Origin of the sequence: Anaerostipes faecis (assembly GCF_910574135.1) — a bacterium.
Classification (GTDB): Bacteria; Bacillota; Clostridia; order Lachnospirales; family Lachnospiraceae; genus Anaerostipes; species Anaerostipes hominis.
Map to the genome: position 1 here is coordinate 102,301 of NZ_CAJSYK010000001.1, position 25,901 is coordinate 128,201.

Consider the following 25,901-nt stretch of genomic DNA (forward strand, 5'->3'; position numbering starts at 1 on the left):
TGTCAGTCTCTTTTTATAATTTCACAATCTTTTTGTTTACGATGGATTCATTTCCTGCTTTTACGATCCTTACTGCCATCTTTCCGTCATAACCGCTGCACTCTACAGGCGTATCATTTATAATAGAGCGAATAAAACTCCTGTCTTCAGCTAAATAGGCATCCTTGAACAGAAACTTCCAGCTCCTTGTAGTCGGACGTTTCAGGTCATGCTTCGGGGTACAGGTAAGAATCTTCTTTTCATGGATATCGCCAAGACAGATCACCCCTTTTGTCCCCAGGATCTCTACCCTGGCATCATATCCGTACTGGACATACTGGGCGCCTTCCACGCAGGCATGTATCCCATTGGCAAACTCTCCGGTCATGATGACATTGTCATAGAAATCCGGGTACTGTTCGGCAATCTCTTTATTTCTGAAATTCCCTCCTATGGCGTACACGCTCTCAAGTTCACTCTCCGCGAACCAGCGGACCGTGTCAATATCATGGCTGCTGACCTCTGCCAAAGGCCCGTTGCTCTTCTTGATATCAAACATCCACTCTTTTGGTTTACTGGGCCCTCTGGAATGAGATTTGACCAGGACAATATCGCCGATTTCCCCTTCTGCGATCATCCGTTTTGCTTCCTGGAAGCTCTCGTCGAAACGACGCATAAATCCAATTTGAAGCTTTACATTGTTTTCATCGGCAGCCTTGATCATCTCGTCACATTCTTTCTCGTTCATAGCCATAGGCTTTTCACAGAAGATGTGCTTCTTTGCCTGGGCTGCGGCCACTGCGATCTCTTTGTGGTACTTGGTCGGCGTCACGATGTAAACCGCATTGATCTCGTCATTTTTCAGGACATCTGTGTAATCTGTATAATACTGATCAATCCCCAGTTCTTCTGCCGCATTTTTTGCTGTTTCCTCCACCGGGTCACAGACTGCGATAATCCTTGCATTGGGAACGCTTCCTGTGTAATTATGTGCGTGGACCATTCCTGCCCTTCCGGAGCCGATCAGACATACTTTGACTTCTCTCATCTTCTTTTCCTCCCCTTATTCCTGCATTTCTTTTACAATCTCAACACCTGCACTCGTTCCGAGCCGCTCTGCACCGGCTTCTATCATGGCAAGGGCCGTTTTCAGATCTCTGATGCCTCCCGCGGCTTTTACTTTCACCTCATCGCCCACAACAGATTTCATCAGCCGGACGTCTTCCACTGTGGCCCCTCCGGTTCCAAATCCCGTAGAAGTTTTTATAAAATCCGGCTTCACTTGTTTTGCAATTTCAGCAACTTTTTGCTTTTCTTCGTCAGTGAGATAACAGTTTTCGAAGATCACTTTGCTGATGACCCCTGCCTTTCTGCAGACAGCGACGATCTGCTCCATCTCTTCTTTTATGTATCCGTAATGATTGTTTTTTACTTCCGCCACATTGATGACATAATCGATTTCATCGGCTCCTTTTTCTATAGCATCATTGGTCTCGAAGACTTTGCACTCGAGTGTGGTCTGACCCAGAGGAAATCCGATGGCTGCACCCACATGTACCGGGCTTCCATCCAACAGTTCTTTACACAGACTGATCTGTGCCGGATTGATCGCTACCATCTTGAACTGGTACTCTTTCGCCTCGCCGCAAAGCTTTTCAAACATTACTCTGTCTGCAAATGCCTTTAAATTCGTGTGATCCACCATACCTGCCAACTGTTCTGCCGTGATCTTCATCTCTGCACCCTCCATTTCGTTTACCTGCGTTATGCTTCGTTTACTTGTGTTTATGATTTTATATTACCACAGGTAATATAAAAAAGCAATACATAACTGAACAAAAGTAAATAAAAGTTTTCATAAGTATTTTATTATTAAAATTCTCAAGTATGTCTATTCATTTGGCACAATTTTTGAAATATTAAATATGCTGCGGTTCTTATTAGATAGTCTCTCAGAAAATCCGGATTATTTGAAACAATCATCATACTCCAGAAAAGGTATAAAATGGATATTACAAACAAAATAAAATTTCCTTTATCTAGATGCCCACTTTTTAGTTGCTTCTCTATAAGTGAAATCACTTTAAACCAATTTGCATCTTTTTTATAAAGATAATAGCCTGCAAATAATAACAGAACCCCTAGATAAGTTATTTCCAACACCTGTTCTATCTCTTCGTTTTCACTGTGGTGGTATCCGAAAATTTTACGAACCATGCTGTTTATTCTCGTTGAACAATATGTTAATGAACCATATAACAAACGATCCAATACCACTTTTCTAAAGTTCTCTGTTTCATCAAATGATACAGGCAAAATAAACAAAACAGCAATTACAACCAGAAAATCTTTTATAAGCATAATTTATACCTCCTTCGTTACTATAAACAACTTTGTGTCACTCATAGTATGAAGAAAGAAGAGTCCTGAAAGATTTTCTCTCATAGACTCTTCTTTTATAAAAGATTCTTCAGTTTTCTTATCTTTTTTTCATCCCCATGTAGATCTTCTCTGCTGTAATCGGCAGTTCTCTCACACGCACTCCTGACGCATTGTATACTGCCTCAGCGATTGCCGGACTCGGGGTATTGATGACAATTTCTCCGATGGATTTTGCCCCAAAAGGCCCTGTCGGCTCATAGCTGCTCTGAAATTCCACCCGGATATTTCCGATGTCCTGTCTTGTAGGAATCTTGTACTGCATAAAAGAGTTGGCCGATGTCTTCCCTTTTTCATTGTAAAGGATTTCTTCATACAAGGCCATTCCGATTCCCTGAGCAATGCCTCCCTCGGTCTGGACTTTTGCAAGGTTTGGATTAATGACGGTTCCACAGTCCACCACAGCCGCAAAATCAATCAGTTCCACTGCCCCTGTCTCCAAATCCACTTCCACTTCTGCGGCCCCTGCCATAAACGGAGGCGGAGAAGTCGGGGAGTAATGGGATTCACTTGCCTGAAGCGCTTCCTCATTTCCGCACATCACCTGATTGCCTATATCTTTTAATGATATTTCTTTTCCGCTTTCCGGGTGGAACACTCTCTTTCCGTCAAACTCTGCTTCTTCCGGCGGACAGGACAGGTACTGGGCACCTTTTTTTAAAATCTTTTCTTTCAATACCTCACAAGTCTTCACCACCGCCATCCCGGTCACATAAGTTGTGCTGGATGCGTAGGAACCTGTATCATACGGGGAAACATCTGTATCCACTCCGTGGACAATGATCTGATCCATATCACAGTCCAGACAGTCTGCCGCCATCTGGGCAAGAATCGTGTCACATCCGGTTCCCATATCAGAAGCACCGATGATCAGACTGTAAAATCCATCGTCGTTTACTTTGATCGTCACCGCAGCCGTGTCCACATTGGAAATGCCAGAGCCCTGCATAGCTAACGCCAGGCCGACACCCCTCACTTTTCCGTTGCCCATGTCTTTTCTTGGATATTTCTCATCCCATGAGATCATTTCTTTTACCCGCTCCACACACTTGTCCAGTGCACAGCTTGTTGCTGTCTCTCCATAGTAAGCAGGCATCTTCTGGCCTTTCTTCACCATGTTCAGTTCTTTTAACTTCACCGGGTCCATGCCCATCTTGTGAGCCAGTTCATTTACTGCGGATTCCACGGCAAAAATACCCTGGGTAGCTCCGTATCCCCGGTAAGCCCCGGCAGACATAACATTGGTATAGACTACATCGTAGGCAAAACGGAATGCTTCTGCCTTGCCGTACAGCGGAATGGACTTATGTCCGGAAAGCCCAACGGTCGTCGGACCATGCTCTCCGTATGCCCCTGTATTTGACAGGGTATATACATCAATTCCTTTAATAATTCCATTTTCATCTGCACCGATGCGCACGGTGATTTCCATCTCATGCCGCGGACTGGATGCGATGAAAGATTCTTCTCTTGTGTAGACGATCTTTGCGGGCTTTCCTGTCTTCATGGTCACCAGGGCCGGATAGACTTCCGTGACCACCGTCTGCTTCGCCCCAAAGCCTCCTCCGATCCTCGGCTTTACCACTCGGATTTTTGACTTTGGAATATCTAGGGCGTTGGACAGGATTCTTCTCACATGGAATGTAACCTGCGTGGAGGACACCACATTGAGCCTTCCATATGCGTCCATATGCGTAAACGTACAGAAGTTTTCCATCATAGCCTGCTGGTTTGCTTTCGTGTGATAAGTCTCCTCTACGTAATATTTACAATCTTTCAGTACCTGGTCAATATCGCCTTCCTGTGTCTCACTGCGGGCACAGAGATTTCTCTTATTGTCCGCCCCTACCTCACAGAGAGCTTTCCAGTTTTCCTCCGGATGCACCAGGATCTCATGATCTTTCGCTTTCCTGAAATCCAGGACCGGCTCCAGCACTTCGTAATCAACCTTTACAAGCTTCATGGCCTTTGCCACTGCTTTTTCAGAGACACCTGCGATAACTGCCACCGCATCTCCAACAAAACGCACCCGGTCATCTAAAATCCTGCGGTCATAGGGGCTCGGTTCCGGATAGGTCTGTCCTGCCATGGTAAATCTCTTATCCGAACAGTCTTCATGGGTCAAAACACACTCGATTCCCGGAACTTTCAGTGCTCTTTCCGTTTCTATTTTCCTGATCTTGGCATGGGCATGGGGACTTCTTAAAACCTTTACGATCAGGCAGTCTTTCGGAGCCAGGTCATCCGTATAGACAGGTTTTCCGGTCACCAATGCCATGGAATCTACTTTTGGGACAGAAGTATTGACTAAATTCATGTTACTGTGCTCCTTTTTCTTTCATGTAATTCCGGATAGCGCGCATCTGGCCCTCATATCCGGAACACCGGCAGAGGTTCCCTGCCAGGTACTCTTTTATTTCCTCAATAGACGGATCTTTTAATTCCCTCATCATCGCAATCACGTTCATGATAAATCCCGGAGAACAGTATCCGCACTGTTCTGCCCCTTCTTTTGCGAGGAACCTTCCAAAGTCTACCGCCTCTTCCTGAAGCCCTTCTAAAGTTATGATTTCTTTTCCTTCTGCTCTGGCTGCCGGCATGGCACAGGAAAGACTCGGCTTTCCATTCACCAGAACGGTACACAGGCCACAGTTGGTTGTGTCGCATCCCCGTTTTACACTGTAACATCCCATATCTCTCAATAAATCCAGCAGCATGCAGTCCGGCTCTATATCAGCTGCCGCCGGCTTTCCGTTTAACTGAAATTTCACTTCCATCCCTATGACTCCTCCAATACAGCATTTGCAGCGCGCCTCACGAGAACTTTTGCTACCGCTTCCCGATATTCAGCGCTGCCTCTCATATTGCTTCCAAATTTCATGTCAGCGACTGCCTTTTCGGCTAAAGTATCTGCCGGTTGCCCATGGATCACAGCAAGCTCAGCCTTCGCCGGCCTTGCTCCCACGGAGACATACCAGATATCTTCCTTTTTCGATACAGCACATGCAGCCACAGGGAAATCGGTCTTTGTCGCCCTCTGGGACAGATAAGCGACTCTGCGCCCATCTTTTTTAATGATGATCTTCTCTAAAATATCACGGTCACGCTTCCTGTCAGCAAATTCAGCCAAAGTCATTTTTCCTGCATGGACCAGCACCACTTCCGTGTCAAGGGCAAGCAGACAGGTCAGCACGTCAGAAAATCCAAATCTTCCATAGATACTTCCCCCTACCGTGGCCTGGTTCCTGAACTGGACACCCACGATATGCCGCACACTTTCCTTTATTGCCCCGCAAAAATAAGCCTCCAGCTCCGGATGAGTTTCCAGGCTCCTCAGGGAACACATAGCTCCGATCTCAAATGCTTCTTCTGTTTCCTTAATGTAGTCTAAATCAAGTCCGGACAAATCAATGGCATTTTGTATGCGCGGGGAACAAAGTCTCAGCCACATCATCCCCCCAAGGACCCGGTTTGTCTTTTTTTGATTCAGCTTATATGCATCTAAAAGACTTTCCGGCCTTAAATAATTTGCTATCGTTACCAATTCAATCTCCTCCATCGTCATTCGTTAAAATCACTCTCTGTCCGACACATTTTTTCGTTTCTGGACAGAAAATACTAATTTATACTGTAACATAGAAATAAGAAAGAGCGGAAGAGTTTTTTTAGAAAAATCATATGTATACAAAAATTAGATTAATTTATACCCACAGGGCATCCCGTATTCTATACCCTTCGGGTGGGCGCGCTTTGCGCGATAAGGTATACCCACAGGGCATCCCGTATTCTATACCCTTCGGGTGGGCGCGCTTTGCGCGATAAGGTATACCCACAGGGCATCCCGTATTCTATACCCTTCGGGTGCGCGCGCTTTGCGCGATAAGGTATACCCACAGGGCATCCCGTATTCTATACCCTTCGGGTGCGCGCGCTTTGCGCGATAAGGTATACCCACAGGGCACCCCGTATTCTATATCCTTCGGGTGCGCGCGCTTTGCGCGATAAGGTATACCCACAGGGCACCCCGTATTCTATGCCCTTCGGGTGCGCGCGCTTTGCGCGATAAGGTTTGACATACAGAAAAATACCCTGGTAGTTAATCACAGAAGCCTTTTCTGTGCCTAACTATCAGGGTACAACTTATTTCTTCTTCAAATATTCCTTTACTTAAGAATTAAATAATACTCCGATTCTATAAATAGTGTCGTATACAGATGCGGTTAGTTTTCTCTTATCATAGATAACACAATTTACTCTTGTTACTGTTTATCAAGGTTAAAAGAGGAAATCTCAGACATGAGTGTTTAATTTCAATACAACTCTTGTTACTGTTTATCAAAATCTGATCAGGAAGAATATAAGGTCGGAGAATTTCAATACAACTCTTGTTACTGTTTATCCTAAACGATCAGTCAGGCCGGTTGTCATTTTGGAAATTTCAATACAACTCTTGTTACTGTTTATCCAACACTTTTAAGCCATTCTTCTTTTTCATTATAGTCAGTTTCTCTGATAAAATCAACGTTTCTCTATATTTTTCCCAACCACCGTCAATTTTCTCACATTTTTCTCCAATGTGGCCTCAAATGGCTATTTCCCGTGGTTTACTCACACTTATCGATTTTATCGGTTGGGAAATCAGCAAAATATTTTGACAAATTTTCCGGCTTGCTGTTCCAAAGACGTAAGTCTCCTAAATAGCCAACTTGGACATAATTTCTTCAGATAAGTATCCATCAATCAAGTCAAGCCATTCAACGATAGTATTTTATCACTATTGGAGGAACGCATTTTAAAGCGTGACGGAAATAGTGATAAAATACTTATGCAGAAAATGGAACTGGCAATACTCACAGTTATTTTATCATTTTTTCATTAAACTACACAAACTTAATAAAGTTTATATTTTTCACATTACAACTATAGTATTCTAAATGCCTTACCGTGAGATCACACTCTCCGAAGTATCTTTAATCAAGGTATCCCTTACGGTGTTTTCTTCACAAAAAAATTTATAATCAAAGGAGGCTCTATATGTTATTTCAAACAACCGAAGCTCATGAAGCCCGCGTGCGAAAGTCAGGGAATTTGCAGAAACCGAAATAGAACCTCTCACCTTCCTCTTAGACAAAGAAAATTAATTTCCGACAGAAGCCATCGAAAAGTTTGCCAAAACAGGTATGATGGGACTGCAGTATCCAAAAGAATATGGGGCGCAGGATCTGATGTCCTGAGCTATGCCATTGCTGTAGAAGAACTTTCCAGAGTTGATGGCGATCATTACGTGTTAAACGGAGGCAAGATCTTTATCACCAACGCCGACAAAGCGTATGTAGGAATGTCCTGACAGAAATTTAAGGGCAACCTGTACATCGCCTGCGGCATTTCCGGAGCAGGGCGGCATTTAAGAGGAACCAAAGATGCCACAACCATCGTAGCGATCAATACCAATGCGAACGCACCGATCTTTAAAAATGCAGACTACGGCATTGTCGGGGATGTGGAGGAAAATCCGGCGAACGGAGATCCCGAGGGTGATATCGATCCGGGCACTCTGTTTGAAAAACTTCCGGAAGAGTGGATCTGTCCGGACTGTGGTGAATCAAAAGACATGTTTATTGAAGTTTAAGCGTTCCTGCGTTTGGATGACTGATCAAAAGGAGGTATGATCCATACATTGTGTTAGAAAAGTTACCAAAGATTTATATTGGGTTGGAGGTAATGAACACTGCCTGGTATGGATATATAAGCTGACGGTCTCATAGAATCCATCAAACAGTAAAAATGTTCTAACCAAAAAAAACCAGGTCCGCACTTAATATTGGCGGGTCTGGTTTTTCCCTTAAAGAATTCACCGGGTTCCATTGACAGCTATTTTTTAGTCTGGTATATTTTCACTAAGATAAGGAGGGAGAAATACATGCTGATCTCAAGAGAAACCGATTATGCCCTGCGCATTTTAAGGGCTTTAAGTGACGGAAAGAAACGCTCAATAGAAGAAATATGCTCTCTGGAAGCGACACCAAAACAGTTTGCATACCGTATCATTAAAAAACTGGAGACAGCCGGATGGATCATCATTACCAGAGGAGCAGAAGGCGGATGCCGCCTGACAGCAGACCTGCATGACATAAGCCTCTTTCAGCTAATGCATGGCCTCGGCAGCGGCTTCGGCATCAATGCCTGCTTTAAAGAAGGATATGAGTGCACCAGAGCACCTCTGTGCGATGAACCGTGCCATATCAGAGAAGGACTCTTACAACTGGAAAAAAGTATGGAAAAGGAGTTAAAAGGAACAAATCTATATTCTCTCATTTTCGGAATATCTGACTGAGATCAGTTTCCCGTTTTTGCCGGCATCTAAGTTTCGTTTTCCCCTGCGGTTTCATCGGATGCCAGTAAAAAACTCTCCTGCTCCAGGCCTTTTCCCTCTCTGGACAGAAGTTCTCTAAGCTCCGCCAATTCTGGGCTTCCATTCATTTGCATTTTTTTGAGTTTCTTTAAAGTCTCAGGTTCCATTTTTACCGCATACTTCTCATATTTATGATAGATTTCTCCATCCATTTGAAAAGGCATAAGATCTGGAAATATTTTTTGTTTGATATACCGGTAGATCAGGATACCGCCGTAATCCAAATCTCCGGAATGCAAATACTGTGTCTCCGGACAAAGAACATTTCGCAGGCTGATGAGAAATTCCCGTTCTTTTGGGGTGAAGAACCCATGGCTGTAAATGATGACGGCTTCTTCGTCATAGGGCGTCGCCATATAGTTTGCCTTGTTTTCTATTGTCAGGATTCTTTTTATATTTTGACCTGCCAGCGGCTTCGCATGGACCAGCATCTGTGAATTTAAGACCGCGCCGTAGCAAAACTGCCCGAGATTTATTTCCTGTCCGTTCACTGATATCCGCAGAGGCCCCTTTACGGCCAGCTCCTGAGAATATTCTTCGATCAAAAGCTGTGAAAGAATCTGCGTATTGTTCATTCCCTCTTCTATATCCTCATGATATTTTCTGGCTATGGAAAGCACAATGCTCTCCAGACTATTCTCAAACAGCTTGGAATCCCCCAGACAGTATTTGCTGAAGACCCTTTTATACAGCGGCTCTTTCAGCCCGTCGATCACTTTAAGGCACCGGAACAATGCATCCCTTTTTGAAAATTCCTGCGGGATCTTGCCCTGCTCCAACCGTTTCATGCAGCGAATTAAATATTCTTTTATCCACAGTCCTTTGACCGAATGAAGAAGGTTTTCAACAGCCATCATATTTTCTTCAATCCTCTGAAACTTCGGCCGGATACCGGACATTTCATACATGACTGCAAGATCCTTTAGGGAATACCGGATTCTGCGTATATCAACCCCTATGGCTTCCCATTCAATTTTTAACAGTCCCTGACGCTGAAGCTCTTTGGCTCCGTTTATAAACTCCGTTTTTCCTATCTGATCATAAAGTTCCTGGTGGACCAGAAAGGAACGGTTTCCTTCCGCTCCCTTCTTCCAGTCTGATGCAGACTTCTCGGTCCTGTCGATGATCATTTTAAGCAGTTCCTTCTTCATCCTCTGCTTCCTCCATCAGATGATCAAATTCCCGTTTTTCAAATTCCTGTATGGAAATACTTTTTTTATTTGGGTTGGCATAGACAAAGGTCTTGTCAACGTTTTCCAAATAATTCTGTATCTTATCATTGGTGGCACTTATGATAGCCTGGAATCCGAGTCCCCGGATCAATTCGATGCAGCTGGCTACCTTTTCCGCATCCATCTTGGAAAAGGCCTCGTCAAGGACTACCAGCCGGATCGTAGGGCTTCTCCTTAACTTTGGCGACAGATTGATCCGGTAGGCCTGGGCAAAGCTCGCCAGAAGGGCTACGTAGAGAGGATTCTGCCCTTCCCCTCCGGAATTTTTCTTGATCATCCTGCCGAGACCGATGGTCAGTTTTTCTTCCCCTTCCACGATCTGTTCCATATCAAAAGAAAGATAGGTCCTGTAATCTGCATATTTTTCCATGTTCCTCTTGGCCTCTTCCAGCTCTTCCGGCGATGCGTTCTCCGGCGGTATGAAAATATCGATCAGATCACTCATGACCTCTCCGTATCGGTTTTCATGTTCCATGGAAAACAGATTCATCTGGTGATCCATGGATGCATCCAGGGTGGACGGATCGATCTGAAGCGATTCATCCATAAACATAGGATAGTAAACACCATCAGGGCCTTTGTTTTTCGTAATGCGGAACTGGTACTTATCTTTTCCGAAGTCCAGCCGGCTGATAATCCGGTTCAATTCGTCTCTTCTCTGATATGCCTCCAATATGGCATACCTGATCTTGGAAATAAAATCGTCCTTAAAATGCTCTGCCGCTGACCTCGCCTGTTCTCTGGCCCTCTCCTGATAATCCGCAAGATGGTCACATTCAAGCTTCAGCAGCAGTTCTTCATATGGTTCATTCGTCTCTATGGCCGGCGAGAAGGTCCGGTTCGGATACTCTCTCAAATATTCAGAGCGCAGTTCCACAAGTGACCTGTAAGCTTCTTCCCTGCCGTTCTCCGCCTGTTTGATCATTCTAAATGTCCCGTTTTTAAGGCTTTCAAGACTTGACGACACCCGCCCCTGCATATAGTCATCAAAAACTTTTTCCAATTCTTCGCTGTAACGAAAACTTCTCTCTTGTTCAGTCAGCTCACTGTTTGCGGAAACATAGAGCTTCTGCCAGTCCTCTATCTGTTTTTCCCTGTTCCAGACGGCTCTTGAAACTTCATTTAACAGCTCCTGCTTCTGTGTCTGAAGCCTTTTATTCTCTCTCTGTCTTTCTTCCAGTTCACCGATGGAATCTTCCTTCATCTTCAGCATTCTATCCTGCAGGTCTTTTTTAAGCGCAGTTTTTTCTTTTATTTTCTTTAAGGCTTCCTGCTGTTCTATATATTCTTCCTCAGAACGCCCCAGGGCTTCCAGTCTCAAAATATCTTCTGCTTTTTCAAGCATCTTGGCAAATGGTTCTTTTTTGGCTGAAAGCTGTTTCAATTCTTCCTTCAGATCCCTGATCCTTTGTTTCACACTACTCTCACCGATATAGGAACGCTTCGTATAATCTGCCGGATTCAGCCGTTTTAACTGAAAATTCTTGTAGAGCAGACAGTCAGGGGTCACTCCGGTCCTCTGATTTCTCAGTTCTTCGATGGTATGACATTTGATCACCCTTCCGAGAAGCAGGTCCATGAAACTTCTGACATACGGCTTCTTGGCAATCAATTCCTCTGCCAGTGCGTGATCCATGACGGATATCTTTTCTTTTAGGAGCTTTTCCGTGTCCAGAATGGATGCCCTGAAAAACTGCTTTTCATCCATTTCCCGGTAGATCTCCATGGCCGCTTTGACATAATCAGGCTCCACCACCAGTGACAGCTTATTCGATCCTAAATACCCTTCCACAGCCTTATGCCATGTCTCTGACTTCATGTCCAGAAGATCTGAGAGAATGTGTACCTTTACTGCCGTTCCGAATTGAGAGCTTAACCGGGTCTGCAGCTCATACCGGGCATTTTCCAGCTCTCTGGGATAAGCCTTGTTCCCTTTTTTCAGTTCTTTCAGCTCCCCATCGATTTCCTTTTCCCTCTTCTTGATCCTTCTCAGTTCTGAGGCCGCGTCCTGCCGATCGTTTTCCACCTCTTCCCGGATCTCCTTTAAGCTGTGCCGGAGCCTGCGCAGCTCCCCGAGACTGATATTTCCCTTGGAAAAGCTTTCAATATCCCATATGGTCTGGTTCGGTGTTACCTCCAGTTCTGCCCATTGGCTCAGGCCTGCGGACGTCTGCTGCCACGCGGCCTTGCTTTTTTGCAGCTGATCCAGAAGTTCATTGACACCCTGCAGTTCTGTTTTTAAATTCTCATAGCCGCTGTTTGCGATCTGCTTTACCAGACGGTCATACTCCTCCGCGAGATCCGCAAGCTGGGCGGACAGTTCCTTTCTGTTCTCCTCCTGGATTTTCTTGTCTTCCCCCGCCTTCTCTATTTTTTCGTGCAAGTCTCTGATCTGTTCTTTCAGCTGGAGCATTACGAGCTTTTCCATCCGGTACTGACAGACCCGAACCTCCTGCTCTGCCTTGGAAAAACGTTCGTAACCGATTCCTATCTGTTTTAAGCTGCCGATCTCCCTCAGTGTATCCTCGATCTTCTTGCGCATCCTGCCGTATTGAAGCACGCTTTCCTGCATATCTTCGATCTGGATATCCTGTTCCATGCAGATGTATTCCCTCACAAAATCTTCCAGCTTAATGTTCATCTTAAACGGGATCGCCCGTTTGAAAAGCCTCGGAAATTTCTCCGCATCCAGTCCTCCCAGGTAGATATCGTAGAGCTGTCTCCGAAACCGCTCATTGCTGGAACCGAAATAAAATTCTTCTCTTGGAAAATGTTCCTTTATGTAGTCTCTCACCTCTGTTGTAGCCATGGCACGTTCTTCTTTTCGGTAGCGGTTTTCAAGGATTCCTCCTTTATGCCAGAAAAACAGCCTGGAAATCTCGTTGGTAGCAGTCTCCACATCAAAGACGACTCCGACGCATTCCTTTGTTCCGGTGACAATCTGTTCGAGTTCCAGAACGATCGTTGAGGAAAAGTTTCGGTTTCTAATATATTTGCCCTCATTATTGTCTCCCACTGAGATCATGCCTCTCAAATATTCGATCAGGCTCCGGTCCGAGTCATCAGCCGCCGCCTTGTTGAAAAATCCCCTTCCGTCCGTGTTGGCGTACAGAACGATCTGAAGGGCGTCGATGACCGTAGATTTTCCGCTGCCGGAATGTCCGGTAAAGAAATTGATCCCCTCACTGAAAGAAAGCACTTTCCGCTCAATATAATGCCAGTTATTCAGACAGATCTTCGATAGTGCTTTGAATGCCTGTTTGTTCTCCGTCTTCTTCTCCACGTTCGTCCTCCTCCGTAAATGTTTCAATCAATTTCTGTACATCCGCTCCGAGAAGAACAGCATTGATGCACGGATACACCACCATACGACTCTCCTCGTTAAGATCTTGGAGCACATCCATCGGCTCAATAATCTGGTATTTTTTTAATAGAGAAATGGTCTTCCTCATCTCTGTCGCGGAGGACAGATTTTTAAGCAAGCCAAAATCCCCGATTTTTTCATTGATTTCTCCCAGGGACGTATACACATAGCTGCTTGCAGACGCAGTTTCCATCTGCTCATCGTAGATCAGCTTTAAAATCAAAAGGTAAATGGTAGCCAGTCTGGGCAGCTTTTTTCCAAGTACAGTCTCTCCCTGGATATAAAATACTCCCATATGACTGTTATCCCGAAGTTCCAGTCCGGCAATCGAAAAATACTCCCTTAAAAATTCCAGGTGCTGGTTTAAGATCCTGTAATCCTTCTGGAAAGCAAATCTTCCGGTCCTTTTTTCGTATTTCCGTTCCAGCACAAAGGTCTGCCGGAACAAAAGCTGAATGACACGCTTTACATCATCCCTCTCCTCATCACTTAGCTGTTCATAGTATTCAATCATAACTTTCTCCTCACAAACAACAGATCCGGATAACGGTATTTTCCATTTTCCAGCATCTTATTTTCCCGCTCGATCACCTGATACCGGCTGTTCTTCCTGGTACAGTAGTCATAGGCCAGGATCAGCTTTTCAAAAGCCTCATCGTCGCCGATGTCGACGTCTCTCATTTCCATGGAGCCGTCTTTCATATGGCTTTCCAGAAACTCCTCGATCTCTTTTTTACTGTAACGTGTATGAATCTTATTGAGTCTCAATACTTCTTCTCTGGTAAGCTCCTGCACATCTTCGTCAGGTTCTAACCGGCTGATGAAATCTCTCCTTTTCTTTCTTCTGAAAAGAGATTTTTCCGACAGGACTTCCAGACGTAACAGATTCATTTTTTCCGCCACCTGAGAAAGCCGTTCTTCCCTCTTTTCATCGATTTCCAGGTGCTTTAAAAGACTGACCACCATTCCCTTCATATCTGCCTCGCCGCTGAGCATATAATTAAGTCTTGTGACTGTGGCACGCACATATTTGGAATGTTCTTTGTCCATGTTGGCGATTCGGTGCTCGATGTCGTCAAAACCTCTCTCGATGGCGTCCAGAATATCAAGCACATCTTCCTTTTCATCCCTGCCCTCTGCTCTTGCCTTTGCCCGGACTTTCTCGATCCACTCTGCGTCTTCCCGCATTTCCTGAAGACATTTTTTAATATCCATTTTGTAGAGATAAAAGTTATCGTTGGTCTTTAGCATATGGTACTTTTTCTTGACGATTTCTTCCACATATCCCTCCAAATGCTCCGCCAGGACATCGCCGTAAGACTGCTGTTTCAACAGGCGGCCGAAAAACTTGTCCATGTTGTGGAGCAGATCCTGAAGCGCCTTGTTCAATTTCTTCGTATTGATCAGGGCTGTTTTCAGCATCCCAAGATTGATCCGTTTATCATTTTGAAATGAGAACAATGTTGCATAGACATTTTGGATATAAATCTCCGTATCTTTCATCTGCGGATTCACGAGCTGTTCAAAAGCCTCGAGAAAAATTGCAGCGTAATCGGGGATCACAATATTGGACGTAAGTGTTGAAAAGTCATCCAGTTTTTTCAGCCATCCGGTCCTGATCAGCCAGTTTAGTATCCGGTTTGGGGGAGTCTCCAGTACATCCAGTTCAGATTCAAACTCTTCCCTCTGAAGCCAGATGCGCTTGTCCGCATTCCAGTCGCTTAAGACCTGAATGCAGACCTCCCGGCTTAGAAAGTAGTTGTTATATTCATATTCTTCGCTGATTTTCAACAGCGCTTCTATGTAAAGCTCCCGGTTTACAGAACGGAACAGGCTCCAAAAAGAATCCGGGATGTCGTAACCAAATCTCATAGTTCCTCCTTTGTGTTTTGCTCTCTTATCATAACATAAAAAAGGCAGCTTGTGGACTGGTGCAGCTGAACAGACAAAAGGTAAAAAAATAGAAGATAGGAAATTACTCCTGTCTTCTGAGCATATGTTTACTGGCTAAAATGAATGTGTTACAACGATACAACGTTTGTTTTTATTTATCTCGGTACAGTACCTGAAGAAATCAAAGAACACACCTACTTCCAATATAACCCTTGTTGATGTTTATCCAGATGGAAGCGCAATAGATGTTTTTGTAAAATAATATTTCAATACAACTCTTGTTGATGTTTATCTCCCGCTTTTAATCCATTCCTATTTTTCATTATAGCCAATTTTCTGATAAAATCAACGTTCCCTTTGTTTTTTCCCAACCAACTTCATATTTCCTGTTTTTTCTTTCAAATCGCCTGCAAACCACCAATTTCTGAGGTTCTGCGATACTGTTTAAATATTTGTGATTGGGAAACTTAATATTTATCAACCAGCCTCAATGTAGTCAGCTGAAACAACTCTCCATTTCTCAACGACTGCAGTGCCCACCGCAATGTTTGCAGTCATTCCCGCACTGGATCGACTTCCCCTGTTTCTTATCCTTTACCATGCTTCTGACTATCAAACTGACAATGCCAAGGACGGCCAAACCTACTGCTATTGTTCCCATATAAACCTCCTTCATAATGCAGGTCTGCACATTGAGTGCAGACCCGTATGTTTCCGGCATTATCTCACACCGGTTACTCCTTTTATATCAACATTTAACGTCTTGCCTTCCCTGTATGGCCTCACCAGCAGATAGATAAATCCAATAACCAGCAGGAAAGCAACGGCTGTACCGATCCCAAAGGTTCCTATGGTGATCAATGTTCCAATCTGGTAAACACAAAGGGAGACCACATATGCAAGCGCTGTCTGGTATCCAACGGCGAACCAGAACCATTTCTTGTTATTCATCTCTCTTTTAATTGCTCCCATTGCTGCAAAGCATGGTGCACACAGCAGGTTAAATACGAGGAAGGAATATGCTGCCGCCGCAGTCATGCTTCCGGCAAGAGTTCCCCAGATCTCAGCTCCGTCTTCTGCCACTTCTGCAAAACCAAACAGAATCCCAAAGGTACCTACAACATTTTCTTTTGCTACCAATCCGGTGATAGCAGCTACAGCTGATTTCCAGTTGCCCCAGCCAAGCGGAGCAAAGATCCATGCAACGCCGTTTCCGATCGCGGCAAGAATACTGTGATCAAGTTCCATTTTAGTGAGCATTCTGAACTGTCCGTCAACCCATCCAAAGTAAGTAGTAAACCATACGAAAATGGTGGAGAGCAGGATAATGGTTCCGGCTTTCTTAATAAAGGACCATCCGCGCTCCCACATGCTTCTCAGCACATTGGACACTGTCGGCATATGATATGCAGGAAGTTCCATGACAAACGGCGCCGGATCTCCTGCGAACATGTTTGTTTTCTTTAAAATAATTCCAGAGCAGATAATGGCTGCGATACCCACAAAATAAGCACTCGGGGCCACCCACCATGCACCGTGGAACAGTGCCCCGGCGATCAGTGCGATAATCGGCAGCTTTGCGCCGCACGGAATGAATGTGGTTGTCATGATCGTCATTTTACGGTCCCGGTCATTTTCAATAGTACGGGATGCCATGATACCCGGCACTCCGCATCCGCTTCCGATCAGCATCGGTATGAAGGATTTTCCGGAAAGTCCAAACTTGCGGAAAATACGGTCCATGATAAACGCTACTCTTGCCATATATCCACAGGACTCCAGAAACGCAAGGAAAATAAACAGCACCAGCATCTGCGGCACGAACCCTAATACCGCACCTACACCGGCAACCATACCGTCAAGGATCAGTCCCTGCAGCCATCCGGCACATCGGGCTGCGTTCAGTCCGGCTTCGATCACGGAAGGAATACCCGGCACACTGAGTCCAAAAAGGCTCCATCCGTCGCCGAACACTCCGTCGTTTACCCAATTTGTCGCCCATGTTCCTATGGTGCTGACGGAAACATAATAGACAACAAACATAACCGCTGCAAAGATCGGAAGTGCAAGAAATCTGTTTGTGACAATACGGTCGATCTTGTCAGACGTCGTCATCGTTTCTTTTCGGTTTCTCGTAAAACACTGTTCAATGATGGAAGAAATATAAGTATAACGTTCATTGGTGATAATGCTTTCTGTATCATCATCCATTACCTCTTCAATCTTCTTGATGTCATCAGAAACATCCGGAACCAGTTTCATCTGTTCCTGAATCTTATCATCTTTCTCCAGCATCTTGATGGCAAAGAAGCGCTTCTGTTCTGCCGGGATCTCACTGCCCAGCTTTGATTCTACGGAATTCAGAACTTCTTCTACCTGAGGATCAAACGTATGTATCGGAGGAGCTGCTTTTCTGTTATTTGCAAGTGCTGCTGCTTTCTCAGCCGCTTTTTTGATTCCTGTCCCTTTCAGTGCAGAAATCTCTACTACTTCACATCCCAGCTTCTCACCCAGCTGCTTGATATGTATCTGGTCTCCGCTCTTCTCCAGGACGTCCATCATGTTGACTGCCATAATGACCGGAATACCAAGCTCCATCAGCTGTGTGGACAAATAAAGGTTCCTCTCGATATTGGTACCGTCTACGATATTCAAGATAGCATCCGGCCGTTCCCCGATCAGATAGTTTCTGGCAACAACCTCTTCCAATGTATACGGGGAAAGGGAATAGATACCCGGAAGGTCCATAATCGTTACATCTTTGTAGCCTTTTAGCTTCCCTTCCTTCTTTTCCACCGTAACACCGGGCCAGTTGCCCACAAATTGATTGGAACCCGTCAAAGCGTTAAACAGCGTCGTTTTACCACTGTTAGGGTTTCCAGCTAACGCAATTTTAATTGACATTCTGCATTTACCTCTTTTCTTTCCATACACTCTTGTTTGTTCATGCTTATTTATATTAGTTTCAACTAACTCCTATACAAAAAAAGAAAAAGCTATTCCACCAAAATCATTTCCGAATCCGCTTTTCTCACAGACAGTTCATATCCCCGCACCGTGATTTCCACCGGATCGCCCAAAGGGGCTACCTTTCTTACAAAAACATCCACTCCTTTTGTGATTCCCATATCCATAATACGGCGTTTTACAGGGCCTTCTCCATTCAATTTCTTAACTTTTACAGTCTCGCCGCAGGCAACTTCTTTTAATGTCTTCATTTTCTCTCCTTTTTAGTTCACCATAATCTTATTTGCCATATCTTTGCCAATCGCCACTCTGGAATCTTTGACATTCACAATGACATTTCCACCGATGACAGATACGACAGTAACCATCCCGCCAACAGTAAATCCAAGGTTTTCAAGAAATCTTTTCGTTTCTCCCCTGCCGCCGACTTTACAGATGATATTTTCTTTCCCTTCTCTTACCATTGTTAAAGGCATCATGACTCCTTCTTTCTTAATTGGTTTTGATTATCATTTTCTTTCAGTAATTAGTATATTCTAACATATGTTATCAGTCAATATCTCTTGTTGATTCTTTTTATCAATAAGCCAAATATTTGAAGTATATTATGAGATATGATATACTTTGTAATGCTTTACATAAAAATTATATATCATTAGAAATGAGGTAAATTCATGAGTTTAAATGAATCTGCTGAAAATTATTTAGAAACAATCTTAGTCTTGAGCGAGTCCCGCCCTGTTGTCCGGTCTGTGGATGTAGCAACAGAGTTAGGGTTTAAAAAATCCAGTGTCAGCGTAGCCATGAAAAAGCTCCGCCTGAACGGACATATTACCGTTTCGCCGGAAGGATACATTTATCTCACAGACTCCGGAAAGGAGATTGCGGAGATGATTTATGAGCGGCACAAGCTTCTCTCATCCTGGCTTACCGCGCTGGGAGTTAACAAAGATACCGCGGCAGAAGATGCATGCCGGATCGAGCATGTCATCAGCAAAGAGAGCTTTGAAGCCATAAAAAAACACGTAAAATAACAGAGATGCCAATACAACTTGGCATCTCTATTTTTTTGTACATTTTGCCTTCTCTTTGTATTTTCCTTAATTCTCCAGGAGTCCAAGTATCTCTTCCACACTTTTCTTTCCGAAATACACATCTTTTTCATTCACGATCATGCACGGCACGCTCATGATCTGATACTTGTCTTTCAAATAAGGGAAATATGCCATGTCATAAATATCTGCCTCGACATTAGGATTTTCCAGTGCAATCCTCTGTACGGCCATGACCAGTTCCGGGCACATCGTACAGGAGAGAGATATGACAGTCTGAATCCTGATCTCTCTGCGGATGTTCCGAATACGGTCCAGCAGTCCCTCATCGATGGCCTGTCCGGGACCGGCGGCATTATAAATCGCTATAATGAAAGAATTGAATTCATGTCCTCCGGGAACTCCGTGGAATGCAGTGCCCAGATACGTTCCGTCGCCACTGCAGATACAGATTGCAGGAAGTTCGATCTTCTCTGCTCCTTCCGGATTCACTTCACATCGGATATGAGGCGACAGGTCTTTCATCTCTCCGGCAAACTCTTCCACTTCCCGTGAAATTGGACTGTCATCCGTGTAAAATTTCAGCACTACGTCTTTCTCAAGCCTCTCAAATACCGGCACCAGCTGCTGTTTCATTTCTTCTGTCAGAAATCCGCCGGTTTCCGCAGATTCCTGCTTCGGCACATCCGTCGGCTTCCTTCTTTCCGGTGTGGATATCTCACGCTCGGGAAGCTGCAGTTTTTCGTACATTCCGGATAAATATTTTTCCAGTGAGGTGGCGGCCACTGCCCCGTCAGAGACGGCAGTCACTACCTGCCTCAAGTTTTTCACACAGATATCCCCGGCGCCATAAATACCGTCTTTGCTTGTTTTCTGGTTCATATCCGTCACCAGATAACCGTCCGCATTCAGTTCCAGAAATTCTTTAAAAAGCCCCGTAGCCGGTGCATATCCGGCAAAGACAAAAATACCGAAACTTTTTCCTGCCGGCGGCTCGTATCTCCATGTTTCCCCGGTCTCATTGTTTCGGAACATGGCATACTGAAGGGTGCTTTCGCCTCCTGCCTCTACGATCTCGGTCTGATAGTGTACTTCGATCCCAGGATGGTTTTTGACCTGTTCTGCTACGGCTGCCGCACAGGTAAAGTCCTCTTCCCTGACGATGACCGTGACTTTTTTTGCGTACTTTGTAAGGAATACAGACTCTTCCGCCGCGGCAAAGCCTCCGCCTAAGACAAACACATCCAGCCCCGTAAAAAATTCTCCGTCGCATGTGGCGCAGTAAGCAACACCCCGTCCCTGGTATTTGATTTCTCCCTCAAACCCGATCTTTCTGGGACTGGCACCGGTGGCCAGCACAATCCCCAGGGTCTCAAAGATCCCCTTGTCTGTGACAACCTTTTTGACGTCTCCATCCGGATTCAGCTCCTTTACATCTGCCATCATAAATTCCGCACCAAAAAACTCGGCCTGCTGTCTCATATTTTCTGTGAGCCTTCTACCGTCAGTTTCAGGAACCCCCGGATAATTGACGACCTCCGACGTGATTGTGATCTGACCGCCCATCTTTTCTTTTTCTATGACCAGCACACGATATTTTGCCCTTGCGAGATAAATGGCGGCGGAAAGCCCTGCCGGGCCTCCGCCTATAATGATGCCGTCATAGAGTTTACTCATATCAATTCCGTTCAAGGTATCACCTTCCATTTACATCTGTGCTTAGATCAAACCTACCAGATCAAGACTTGGTTTTAAAGTTTCTGCTCCCGGCTGCCATTTTGCAGGACAAACCTCATCTCCGTGTTCAGCTACGAACTGGGATGCCTGTACTCTTCTAAAAAGCTCTTCCGCATTCCTTCCGACATTTCCGGCAATGACTTCATAAGCCACGATCTTGCCTTCCGGATTCACAATGAAGCTTCCCCTCTCTGCCAGTCCGCTTTCTTCGATCATCACATCAAAATCTCTTGCGAGCACTCCGGTCGGGTCTGCCAGCATCGGATACTGGATCTTCTGAATTGTCTTAGACACATCATGCCATGCCTTGTGCACAAAATGTGTATCACATGACACAGAATAGATCTCACATCCCGCTTTTTTAAAGTCTTCATATTTATTCGCCAAGTCTTCCAATTCAGTTGGGCATACAAATGTAAAATCTGCCGGATAGAAAAAGAACACGGACCATTTTCCAAGGATATCTTCCTTTGATACCTCTTTAAATTCGTTTCCCTGATAAGACTGTACTTTAAAATCTGTTACTTCCTGACCTATTAATGACATTTTATTGTCCTCCTTAATTTTGTTTGCTTTATTCCAGGTTCTGTTCTTACTGCTTAAACTTTCCGAAAAAACAAGGTTTTATGCACAAAAAAGCAGAAAGAAATCACCTTAAAAGACATGTTCTTTCTGCTTTCCATGATACTCTTCATTTAAAATGTATTGAAACCGGGATAGACTGCGCTGTCTCCCAGCTCTTCTTCAATCCTCAGCAGCTGGTTATATTTTGCCACCCTTTCACTTCTGCTCGGCGCACCGGTTTTAATCTGTCCGGTATTTAATGCTACGGCAAGGTCAGCTATGGTCGTGTCTTCCGTCTCACCCGAGCGGTGGGATACTACAGCGGTATATCCTGCCTTGTGTGCCATTTTAACAGCCTCGAGCGTCTCGGATATTGTCCCGATCTGGTTTAGCTTAATCAGGATAGAATTTCCGCATTTTTCTTTCGTACCTTTTTTATGACGCTCCGTATTTGTTACAAACAGATCGTCTCCTGCCAGCTGAATCTTGTCTCCAAGCTCTCTGGTCATATGTTTCCAGCCTTCCCAGTCCTCTTCATCCAGACCGTCCTCAATGGACACGAAAAAAATTCCTTGAGCGTTTGCTCAAGGAATTTTTATTTTTATCTGATGATTCAGTTCTATTTATCGTTCAGCGCCGCCTGTGCTGCTGCAAGTCTTGCGATCGGCACACGGTATGGGCTGCATGATACATAGTTTAATCCAACTTTATGACAGAACTCAACGGATGCAGGATCTCCTCCGTGCTCTCCGCAGATACCAAGTTTGATATCCGGACGGGTTGATCTGCCCTTTTCAGCTGCCATGGCGATCAGCTGTCCGACTCCGTCCTGATCCAGTTTCGCAAACGGATCTGACTCATAGATCTTGTTGTCGTAGTAAGCTTCCAGGAACTTACCTGCGTCATCACGTGAGAATCCGAAGGTCATCTGTGTCAGGTCATTGGTACCGAAAGAGAAGAACTCTGCTTCTTCTGCGATTTCATTGGCCAGAAGAGCAGCACGAGGTATTTCAATCATTGTACCAATGTGATAATTGATATCTGACTCATAATAAGCTTTTACCTTCTCTGCTGTTTCTACAACAACATTCTTGACAAACTGGAGCTCTTTCTTCTCTCCTACCAGAGGAATCATGATCTCAGGAACAATGTCGAATCCTTTTTCCTGTTTTACTTCGATAGCAGCTTCCATAACGGCTCTTGTCTGCATCTTGGCGATTTCCGGATAGGTGACAGCCAGACGGCATCCGCGGTGTCCCATCATAGGATTAAACTCATGCAAAGATGCACGTGTCATATTGATCTCTTCTACTGTCACATTCATGTCTTTAGCCAGTGCTGAAATCTCTTCCAGTGTGGTTGGCAGGAACTCATGCAGAGGCGGATCTAAGAAACGGATAGTAACCGGTTTTCCTTCCATAACCTCGTACAGTTCTTTGAAGTCTTTCTTCTGATATGGAATCAGCTGATTCAGAGCGATCTCTCTCGCCTCTTTGGTCCTTGATAAGATCATACGGCGGATCTTCGGAATTCTCTCTGCGTCAAAGAACATATGCTCTGTACGACAAAGTCCGATTCCCTCTGCCCCGAACTTAACTGCGTTCAGTGCATCTGCCGGTGTGTCGGCGTTGGTGCGTACCTTTAATGTACGGATCTCATCTGCCCATGTCATAATGCGGTCAAAGTTTCCGCTGATGGTTGCAGGTATCGTGCGGATCTCTCCATAGTAAACTTTACCGGTAGATCCGTCGATGGAAATATAATCTCCCTCACGGACAGTCTTTCCGCCCAGGGTGAACAGTCCTTTTTCTTCGTCTAACTGAATATCACCGCATCCTGCTACACAGGCTGTACCCATACCGCGGGCAACAACGGCCGCATGGGATGTCATGCCTCCGCGGGCTGTCAGGATGCCTTCAGCCGCATGCATACCTTCGATATCTTCCGGTGATGTCTCTAAGCGGACAAGGATAACTTTCTCTCCCGCTTCATGATGAAGTTTTGCAGTCTCAGCAGTAAAGTAAACCTTACCGGTTGCAGCTCCTGGTGATGCCGGGAGTGCTTCCCCGATTGGGACAGCAGCTTTGATGGCTTCCGGGTCAAAGCGCGGATGTAAGAGCTGATCCAATGCTTTTGCCTCAATCCTTGAAACGGCTTCCTCTTTTGTGATCATGCCTTCATCTACGAGCTCACAGGCAATACGGAGTGCTGCCGGTGCAGTTCTCTTTCCATTTCTGGTCTGTAAGAAGTAAAGTTTGCCTTCCTGAATGGTAAACTCCATATCCTGCATATCGCGGTAATGGTCTTCCAGAGTTTTGGCAATCTGCATGAATTGTTCATAGCAGTCCGGAAGGTCTTCTTTCAGTCTGGTGATCGGCTGCGGAGTACGCACACCTGCTACCACGTCCTCTCCCTGTGCATTGATGAGGTATTCTCCATAAATCTGTTTTTCACCGGTGGATGGATTTCTTGTAAATGCTACACCGGTTCCTGATGTATCTCCCATATTTCCGAATACCATGGTCTGCACGTTTACTGCAGTACCCCAGTCTCCAGGGATGTCGTTCATTCTTCTGTAATAGATAGCACGAGGATTATCCCACGAACGGAACACAGCCTTGATCGCTTCCAACAACTGTTCTTTCGGCTCCTGCGGGAAATCTTCCCCTAACTCGCTCTTATAAATCTCTTTGTATCGCACGATGACTTCTTTCAGGTCATCTGCGGTTAAATCTGTATCAAACTTCGCTCCCTTAGCTTCCTTCATCTCGTCAAGGACCGCTTCAAATTTAGCTTTGTCCACTTCTTTTACAACATCTGCGAACATCTGGATAAATCTGCGGTAAGAATCATAAGCAAACCGTGGGTTGCCGGTCTTCTTTGCAAATCCTTCCACAGCTACGTCATTCAGACCTAGGTTCAAAATCGTGTCCATCATACCAGGCATAGATACTCTGGCCCCGGAACGTACAGAAACCAACAGCGGGTCTTCTAAATCTCCGAACTCCTTCCCCTGAATATTTTCTAATGCTTTCATCGCATCGAAAATCTGTCCCTGTACCTCATCACTGATGTTCTCGCCGCAGTCATAGTAATTGGTACATGCTTCTGTCGTTACCGTGAACCCCTGAGGAATTGGAAGACCAAGTCCTGTCATCTCTGCCAGGTTGGCTCCTTTGCCGCCCAAGAGGTTTCTCATTTCTGCATTGCCCTCGTTAAATTGATAAACCCATTTTGTTGACATGTCTATACCTCCTAAAATAGTATGTTGTAACAGTGTATGTCGTTGGATTAATTGTACCACAAAACAAATTATTTGTTAATTATTTTTATACGTTTTTAACAATAAATTTTCTATTCCATCATAAAAACTATTTATAATCTCTAAATCGACATGTTTCTCTTATAGCTTTATCTAAATCTTTCGTATATTTTTAATAAAAAGGGAATCCCTGCAGCTCTTCCGGTGCCGCAATGCCGTTCTGAAGCGCCATCTGACGATTAACTTTATAAAACTCTGCCCATGTTGTCTTCCGATAAGGCATAACATAAAAAACGTCCAAAATTCCACAGGTGAAAGCAGAAAGAATCATCCATCCAAAGAAGGACAGGTCCAGCACAAATGCATCAAACTTTTGCCCCTGCATCATCTGCTTGCTGATCTGAAAAGCCCGTTCCCTCGAAATGTAAGAATTCTCTGCCAATATGTATGGAATCATGGAATATTCATATGATTTTACAATCCCCGGGATGATCAGCAAAAGTGTCCACAGCCTTGTAAACAGCCCTCTCAAAAACATTGTCAGCACAATATTTGTGTAACTTCCTCCCTGAAATGCCGCGCCTACCAATCCAAACCTTGCTTTTCTGTCACTGTTCTCTACAAAGAAGCGGCTGCATCCAACCATAAGCGGATTTCCCACAAATATTTGGATCAGTGTAAACCCTATAAAGAAAACCACTGCGATGCCCAACAATGCTGTCAGGACCACGAGAAACTCCGGACTTCTCAAAAATTCAAGAGCATTTCCGCTATATGCTGCATCCCTTATTTCGTCCTTAATACCGTTGTAAGAAACGTTTCCCGTAAACTCCCCGCTTAAAATACCTGCGATCAAAGCCACCAGCACAACCAGCCAGTAGTTTCTTCTGATCGACTCTTTACCTCTGCTTTTTAATTCTGCTCTCGTCCACATATTTTGTCCTCCTTTTCTTGTCATCCTGTGTAAGAATGTTAGATATTATTATAACATAAAAAAAAG

Annotated in this window: 20 protein-coding genes and 2 pseudogenes; 3 read left to right on the forward strand and 19 right to left on the reverse strand. The window is 44.7% G+C overall.

The window, feature by feature from the left end:
- Nucleotides 1-13: 13 nt before the first annotated feature.
- From QGT46_RS00540 to QGT46_RS00565, 6 genes are all read right to left on the reverse strand, one after another.
- Entirely contained in the window at nucleotides 14-1,027 is a 1,014-nt protein-coding gene (locus QGT46_RS00540; RefSeq protein WP_148458906.1) for a Gfo/Idh/MocA family oxidoreductase, read from the reverse strand.
- 15 nt (nucleotides 1,028-1,042) lie between these two features.
- Nucleotides 1,043-1,729, reverse strand: a complete 687-nt coding sequence (gene deoC / locus QGT46_RS00545; protein ID WP_148458907.1) for a deoxyribose-phosphate aldolase — start codon at nucleotides 1,727-1,729, stop codon at nucleotides 1,043-1,045.
- Nucleotides 1,730-1,860: 131 nt separating this feature from the next.
- Nucleotides 1,861-2,340 (reverse strand): hypothetical protein, encoded by a 480-nt coding sequence (locus QGT46_RS00550; protein ID WP_148458908.1) that lies wholly within the window; start codon nucleotides 2,338-2,340, stop codon nucleotides 1,861-1,863.
- A gap of 118 nt (nucleotides 2,341-2,458) precedes the next feature.
- The gene (locus QGT46_RS00555) at nucleotides 2,459-4,735 is read right to left on the reverse strand and encodes a xanthine dehydrogenase family protein molybdopterin-binding subunit (RefSeq protein ID WP_148458909.1); all 2,277 of its coding nucleotides are present in this window, start codon (nucleotides 4,733-4,735) and stop codon (nucleotides 2,459-2,461) included.
- A 1-nt stretch (nucleotide 4,736) separates the two neighbouring features.
- Nucleotides 4,737-5,195 (reverse strand): (2Fe-2S)-binding protein, encoded by a 459-nt coding sequence (locus QGT46_RS00560; RefSeq protein ID WP_148458910.1) that lies wholly within the window; start codon nucleotides 5,193-5,195, stop codon nucleotides 4,737-4,739.
- 2 nt (nucleotides 5,196-5,197) lie between these two features.
- The gene (locus QGT46_RS00565) at nucleotides 5,198-5,983 is read right to left on the reverse strand and encodes an FAD binding domain-containing protein (RefSeq protein WP_148458911.1); all 786 of its coding nucleotides are present in this window, start codon (nucleotides 5,981-5,983) and stop codon (nucleotides 5,198-5,200) included.
- 1,764 nt (nucleotides 5,984-7,747) lie between these two features.
- Between QGT46_RS00565 and QGT46_RS17460 the strand changes: the two are divergent.
- Both QGT46_RS17460 and QGT46_RS00575 read left to right on the forward strand, forming a co-directional pair.
- Nucleotides 7,748-8,047, forward strand: a pseudogene (locus QGT46_RS17460) (rubredoxin); the annotation flags it as partial.
- A 291-nt stretch (nucleotides 8,048-8,338) separates the two neighbouring features.
- Complete coding sequence (locus tag QGT46_RS00575) at nucleotides 8,339-8,752, forward strand: RrF2 family transcriptional regulator (protein WP_148458912.1); 414 nt, start codon at nucleotides 8,339-8,341, stop codon at nucleotides 8,750-8,752.
- A gap of 26 nt (nucleotides 8,753-8,778) precedes the next feature.
- On the opposite strand, the gene QGT46_RS00580 is transcribed toward QGT46_RS00575, so the two are convergent.
- The 8 genes from QGT46_RS00580 to QGT46_RS00615 form a co-directional block, all read right to left on the reverse strand.
- Nucleotides 8,779-9,981, reverse strand: coding sequence for a Wadjet anti-phage system protein JetD domain-containing protein (locus tag QGT46_RS00580; RefSeq protein ID WP_301589074.1), 1,203 nt, complete (start codon nucleotides 9,979-9,981; stop codon nucleotides 8,779-8,781).
- Nucleotides 9,962-13,345, reverse strand: a complete 3,384-nt coding sequence (locus QGT46_RS00585) for an ATP-binding protein (protein ID WP_148458913.1) — start codon at nucleotides 13,343-13,345, stop codon at nucleotides 9,962-9,964. Before QGT46_RS00585 ends, QGT46_RS00580 begins: the two co-directional genes overlap by 20 nt.
- Nucleotides 13,284-13,940, reverse strand: a complete 657-nt coding sequence (locus QGT46_RS00590; protein WP_148458914.1) for a DUF4194 domain-containing protein — start codon at nucleotides 13,938-13,940, stop codon at nucleotides 13,284-13,286. The genes QGT46_RS00585 and QGT46_RS00590 overlap by 62 nt, the downstream gene beginning before the upstream one ends.
- Nucleotides 13,937-15,298 carry a Wadjet anti-phage system protein JetA family protein gene (locus tag QGT46_RS00595; RefSeq protein WP_148458915.1) on the reverse strand — a complete coding sequence of 454 codons (1,362 nt, stop codon included), beginning with the start codon at nucleotides 15,296-15,298 and terminating at the stop codon, nucleotides 13,937-13,939. Before QGT46_RS00595 ends, QGT46_RS00590 begins: the two co-directional genes overlap by 4 nt.
- Nucleotides 15,299-15,839: 541 nt before the next feature.
- Complete coding sequence (locus tag QGT46_RS00600; protein ID WP_034549895.1) at nucleotides 15,840-15,980, reverse strand: FeoB-associated Cys-rich membrane protein; 141 nt, start codon at nucleotides 15,978-15,980, stop codon at nucleotides 15,840-15,842.
- A 59-nt stretch (nucleotides 15,981-16,039) separates the two neighbouring features.
- Entirely contained in the window at nucleotides 16,040-18,223 is a 2,184-nt protein-coding gene (gene feoB, locus QGT46_RS00605) for a ferrous iron transport protein B (protein WP_148458916.1), read from the reverse strand.
- 92 nt (nucleotides 18,224-18,315) lie between these two features.
- Nucleotides 18,316-18,537: a FeoA family protein gene (locus tag QGT46_RS00610; protein WP_024728273.1), complete on the reverse strand. Its 222-nt coding sequence runs from the start codon at nucleotides 18,535-18,537 to the stop codon at nucleotides 18,316-18,318.
- A gap of 12 nt (nucleotides 18,538-18,549) precedes the next feature.
- Nucleotides 18,550-18,765, reverse strand: a complete 216-nt coding sequence (locus QGT46_RS00615; protein ID WP_024728274.1) for a FeoA family protein — start codon at nucleotides 18,763-18,765, stop codon at nucleotides 18,550-18,552.
- Nucleotides 18,766-18,960: 195 nt separating this feature from the next.
- Here QGT46_RS00615 and QGT46_RS00620 point away from each other — a divergent pair, with 195 nt between their 5' ends.
- Nucleotides 18,961-19,320 (forward strand): metal-dependent transcriptional regulator, encoded by a 360-nt coding sequence (locus QGT46_RS00620; protein ID WP_024728275.1) that lies wholly within the window; start codon nucleotides 18,961-18,963, stop codon nucleotides 19,318-19,320.
- Nucleotides 19,321-19,386: 66 nt separating this feature from the next.
- On the opposite strand, the gene QGT46_RS00625 is transcribed toward QGT46_RS00620, so the two are convergent.
- The 5 genes and pseudogenes from QGT46_RS00625 to QGT46_RS00645 all read right to left on the reverse strand — a co-directional run bounded on the left by QGT46_RS00625 (nucleotide 19,387) and on the right by QGT46_RS00645 (nucleotide 25,835).
- Nucleotides 19,387-21,045, reverse strand: coding sequence for an FAD-dependent oxidoreductase (locus QGT46_RS00625; RefSeq protein ID WP_301589084.1), 1,659 nt, complete (start codon nucleotides 21,043-21,045; stop codon nucleotides 19,387-19,389).
- 12 nt (nucleotides 21,046-21,057) lie between these two features.
- Nucleotides 21,058-21,621: an alkyl hydroperoxide reductase subunit C gene (gene ahpC / locus QGT46_RS00630; protein ID WP_024728277.1), complete on the reverse strand. Its 564-nt coding sequence runs from the start codon at nucleotides 21,619-21,621 to the stop codon at nucleotides 21,058-21,060.
- A 149-nt stretch (nucleotides 21,622-21,770) separates the two neighbouring features.
- Nucleotides 21,771-22,196: pseudogene (gene eno / locus QGT46_RS00635) on the reverse strand (phosphopyruvate hydratase); the annotation flags it as partial.
- A 62-nt stretch (nucleotides 22,197-22,258) separates the two neighbouring features.
- Complete coding sequence (ppdK, locus tag QGT46_RS00640) at nucleotides 22,259-24,883, reverse strand: pyruvate, phosphate dikinase (protein WP_024728279.1); 2,625 nt, start codon at nucleotides 24,881-24,883, stop codon at nucleotides 22,259-22,261.
- A 190-nt stretch (nucleotides 24,884-25,073) separates the two neighbouring features.
- Nucleotides 25,074-25,835: a DUF975 family protein gene (locus QGT46_RS00645; protein WP_148458917.1), complete on the reverse strand. Its 762-nt coding sequence runs from the start codon at nucleotides 25,833-25,835 to the stop codon at nucleotides 25,074-25,076.
- Between the last annotated feature and the right edge of the window lie 66 nt (nucleotides 25,836-25,901).